5 protein-coding genes are annotated in these 4,208 nt (G+C 64.6%); 2 read left to right on the forward strand and 3 right to left on the reverse strand.

From position 1 onward, the window contains the following. Both J9611_RS16125 and J9611_RS16130 read right to left on the reverse strand, forming a co-directional pair. Window positions 1-407 (reverse strand): TetR family transcriptional regulator C-terminal domain-containing protein (locus J9611_RS16125; RefSeq protein ID WP_211881583.1); only part of this gene is annotated, 407 nt, incomplete at its 3' end. 253 nt (window positions 408-660) lie between these two features. Further along, on the reverse strand, window positions 661-1,515 hold the full coding sequence (locus tag J9611_RS16130) for an oxidoreductase (RefSeq protein WP_211881584.1): 855 nt from the start codon (window positions 1,513-1,515) through the stop codon (window positions 661-663). A 294-nt stretch (window positions 1,516-1,809) separates the two neighbouring features. On the opposite strand from J9611_RS16130, the gene J9611_RS22795 reads away from it, so the two are divergent. Next, a complete protein-coding gene (locus J9611_RS22795) occupies window positions 1,810-2,151 on the forward strand; it encodes a MarR family winged helix-turn-helix transcriptional regulator (RefSeq protein WP_372447805.1) in 342 nt (113 codons plus the stop codon). A gap of 100 nt (window positions 2,152-2,251) precedes the next feature. Here the strand turns inward: J9611_RS22795 and J9611_RS16140 are convergent, their stop codons facing one another. Continuing rightward, complete coding sequence (locus J9611_RS16140) at window positions 2,252-3,412, reverse strand: ABC transporter permease (protein ID WP_211881586.1); 1,161 nt, start codon at window positions 3,410-3,412, stop codon at window positions 2,252-2,254. Window positions 3,413-3,508: 96 nt separating this feature from the next. Here J9611_RS16140 and J9611_RS16145 point away from each other — a divergent pair, with 96 nt between their 5' ends. Then, window positions 3,509-4,102 carry a TetR/AcrR family transcriptional regulator gene (locus J9611_RS16145; protein WP_211881588.1) on the forward strand — a complete coding sequence of 198 codons (594 nt, stop codon included), beginning with the start codon at window positions 3,509-3,511 and terminating at the stop codon, window positions 4,100-4,102. Window positions 4,103-4,208 lie beyond the last annotated feature (106 nt).

The following is a 4,208-nucleotide window of genomic DNA, read 5'->3' on the forward strand; positions in this document are numbered from 1 at the left end:
GTGATCGCGCCGAGCCCGGCAAGGTATTCCTCGGCGTCGAAGCCCGGAATTAGCGCGGATTGGACGATGAAGCCCTGGCACACCCCCAGCATCACCGCAGCGTACTTCCCCGCGCGGGTCGAAGCCTCCGCGGGTGTCAGGCCGCGGGACTGGGTGTACCAGGTGATGAGGTAACCGGCGAAGAGTTCCTTGAGACCGGTGACCGTTCCGGCCGCTATACGGCCCAGGCCCGGATCGGTCATTGCCTCGGCCCAGACCTGAAGGAGAAGACCGCGCTCGATGATGTCCTCCCCGATGCCCTGCAGGAATGCCTTGAGGACCTCGCGGGGTTCGGGCAACGGATCGGAGGTTCGGAGCGCATCAGCGTCGGCGTCGGCTGGCAACTGGCGCCCTTTTTCTCTTGTCATTGGCGTGTCCGTCATTGGACCACCTCCAGGGCCGGACTCGCCAACAACGACGTTCACCCTCCCGTCCATCGGAGCGGCCGGAACCGTGGCGACCCTTTCGCGCGCCGAGCCTGAGCCATGAGCTCGGGGCGGTACCTGACACCAATGGGGTCGGCGTCATATTCGGCGCCTTCCATGTAGGCGGTGGCTTCGTCGGCTGTCTCGAAGTTGTCAACCTGCAACGGTTGGCGAGTCACCGGATCGTGTCGGTATATCAACCAGCGATTGCGTCGAGCTCGGCGAATGCGTCGTCCGGCAGGACCAGGCTGCTGCTTCCGACGTTCTGGCGCAGGTGCGCAGCCGAGGACGTGCCCGGGATGAGCAAGATATTGGGTGAACGCTTGAGGAGCCACGCCAACGCTACGGCCTTCGGAGTGGACCCGAGACGCTCGGCTACATCGTCGAGAATCCCGGACTGGACCGGATTGAAGCCGCCGAGCGGGAAGTACGGGACGTAGGCGATGTTCTGCTCTGCGAGCGAATCGATCAAAGCGTCGTCCGCCCTGTACGCGATGTTGTACATGTTCTGAACGCAGACAACCGGAGCAACGGTCTGCGCCTGGTCGATCTGCTCAGCTGTCACCGTACTCAGTCCCAGGTGCTTGATGAGTCCCTGCTCCTGCAGCTCGGCGAGCACGGTGAACGGTTCGATCGTGGACTCGTCGGGGCCACCGATACGCAGATTGACGACATCGAGCACGTCGAGGCCAAGATTGGTCAGGTTCTCCTTCACCGCCTGCCGCAGTTGCTCGGGCGCCAATGCTTGCGGCCAGCCGCCTTTCTCATCGCGAGCAAACCCGACCTTCGTGACGATGTGGAGATCGTCGGGATACGGGTACAGAGCTTTCCGGATGATCTCGTTCGTGACGTGCGGACCGTAGTAGTCGCTCGTGTCGATGTGCGTGATGCCAAGCCGGACCACTTCGCGCGCGACCTCGAGGGCCGCGTCCATGTCAGCTGGCGGTCCGAATGCCATCGGGCCAGTGAGCTGCATCGCGCCGTAGCCCATTCGTGTGACGGTGAGTTCTCCACCAAGGTTGTACGTTCCGCCGGGAAGGGTGTCTGACATGTCGGGCTCTCCTGGTTTTCGAGTGAGTACGGTCTGGCGGGTGGGGAGGGGCAAACATGCGCCACCCCCGTCCACACACCTTGATAGCTCGGTGTTAATGGTGCCGAAGAACCGTACCGAGCCGCCTCCACGGTAGTGTTGTAGTTTCAACACTAGGAAGGGCATGTTGAATTGTCAACAGATGAGGTGGCTGATGAAACCGGCACGTGTCCGCGCACTCCTGAAGAGGACGTGGATCTGTGGTTCCAGTGGAAGCGGACCCACGAGCTGATCCGGCTGGCGGTTGTGTCGGACGTGACGGCTACCGCCGGGGTCTCTGAATCAGATCTAAGTGTTCTGATTCAACTGGACGCTGCAAGCGGCGTTTCGAGGCAGAACGCGTTGGCTGCAGCGACCGGGTGGGATCGGACCAGGCTTTCCCACCTGTTGACGCGCATGGAAGCACGAGGGTACCTCACGCGCCGAAAGTCCGGGCCCGGAGTGGAGGTTGCGATCTCAGATGCTGGGCGTGCAGCCCTCGAAGGAGCACAGGCCCCCCTTCACGCTGCCGTCGAGCGTCACCTTCTGAGCAAACTAGGGGCTGAAGACAAGGCCGCATTGAGGACAATCCTTCATCTCCTGGGCGGGGCGGAATAGCGGTCACGCCCAGCGTTGCCCGGCGCCGTACGCCCGGGCTCCAGCACTGTCGCACGACCTGGATGACGAACGCTGCCACTCGCTCCAACGACCGTCACCTTCACCGGTCCCGGTTCTCGGAACTATCTTTCTCGTGCTGCGGGTTGCCCTGCGCCGTCCGCGGCCGGGACCGTGTTGCTGTCGCGGGCGTGGCCCTGGCGAGCACGGGCTCTGGGTCGAGGGATCCCTCTATGTGCACGACCTCTTGGTTGCGGAAGTGTCCGGCCAGGGTGAACATAACCCCGGCGATGGTCCATCCTGCCAGGACCAGCCAGGGGAAAAGCGTGTTGGCGTCCGGGAAATAGGACAGGTCCCGCAGCAGAGTGGTCGAGGCGCCCGGGACGAACCATTGGCCGATGGCGCCCCAGGGCTCGGGCAGGAACTGCATGGGGGCGGTCGCGGCAGAGATCGGGTTGGCGATCAGCATGGTCGTCACGGCCCCGACCGGGATTCCTGCCGTTCCGATCAGTGCGTTCAGGCCCACGATGAGTGAACTGGTCCCCAGCAGCGCCAGTCCGGCGCCCAGCCCGTTGAGCATGGCGTTGCCCTGCAGTACGCCGTAGAGCCCCTGCATCACCAGCACGATGAGGCCTCCCGCCAGGATCGAGTAGAGCGCCAGGGTGCCCAGCCGGCGCCGGTTGCCCACCACCATGAGCGAGACGAGGATGCCGCCGATCATCCCGCCGAAGGCCAGCGGGAAGGCCGCCAGCGCCAGGCCGGTGCCCTTGGAGTCCGCCGCGGCCAGCGGGACGACGTCGGTCAAGGTGACCTTCGGGGCAACCGGTGCCGGGTGCCCGGCGGCGGCCGCAGGCCCGGCGGCGGCCGCCGCCTGGTTGATTTGGGTCTGGAGCTGCTGGGCGACGCCGGTGAGGATCTGGCTCACCGCGGTGCCGTTCGCGGAGGCGGTGAGCACCTCGGGGGCCTGTCCCAGCACCACCGCACCGTAAGCGTCCCGGGAGCGGATGAGGGCCGTGGCCGCGTCCCTGCTTGCCACAGCGGTGATCGTGAAGGTTCCGCCGGCCTTGTCCTCCAACGCCTTTTCCAGTGCCTGGACCTGCGCGTCCGGCCCGGTGACGGCCAGGGGGATGTTCTTCGCCGAGGACGTGATGCCCGCCCAGGTGAAGGCCAGCAGCACCACCCCGACAATGGCCGCAGCCGCGATGGCGATCAATACGACACGCGACCATTTAGTGTGCGGCGCAGCCGCGGGAACGATGGACACGGGTGTCTCCCGACTAGTAAAAAGAATGATTATTCTCTATAGTGAATGACTGCAGGGGATCCTGTCAAGAACAACCATTCTTTTTGAGGTGGACGCATGCCGAGAGTGACCGACGCCCACCGCCAGGCCCGCCGTCTTCAGATCGCCGAGGCGGCGTTGCGCTGCTTTGGCCGCAAGGGGTTCCAGGGGACCTCGATGGCGGACATCATTGCCGAGTCCGGGCTGTCGGCGGGGGCGATCTACGGCCACTTCAGGAGCAAGGACGAACTCATCGAGGTGGCCGTCCGCGAGATCCTGGATCACCTGCTCAGGGAGCTCAATGCGTTCCGAACCTCCGATCCGTTGCCCGAACCCCGTGAGGTCCTCAAGGCATTCCTGCAGGGCATCGGGGAGGACATCATCGAGCGCGGTCTTCTCCTTCAGGTCTGGGCCGAGGCAATGACCGATCCGGGCCTGCGCCGTGTAGCGGCCGGAACGGTCACCGGTCTCAAGGAACTCTTCGCCGGTTACCTCATCACCTGGTACACGAAGTCCCGCGGCCTGACACCCGCGGAGGCTTCCACCCGCGCGGGGAAGTACGCTGCGGTGATGCTGGGGGTGTGCCAGGGCTTCATCGTCCAATCCGCGCTAATTCCGGGCTTCGACGCCGAGGAATACCTTGCCGGGCTCGGCGCGATCACACCGGCCTGACGGCCAGGACACCCGCCCACCTAAGAGGGGGGTGTGCAAAGTTCACTACTGGGCTACCGAGTGTTGCGACGAACGCTAGAATCCACCACCCCTAGCGCCGTGCCAG

It is taken from the genome of Pseudarthrobacter albicanus (genome assembly GCF_018224015.1).
Taxonomy (GTDB): Bacteria; Actinomycetota; Actinomycetes; order Actinomycetales; family Micrococcaceae; genus Arthrobacter; species Arthrobacter albicanus.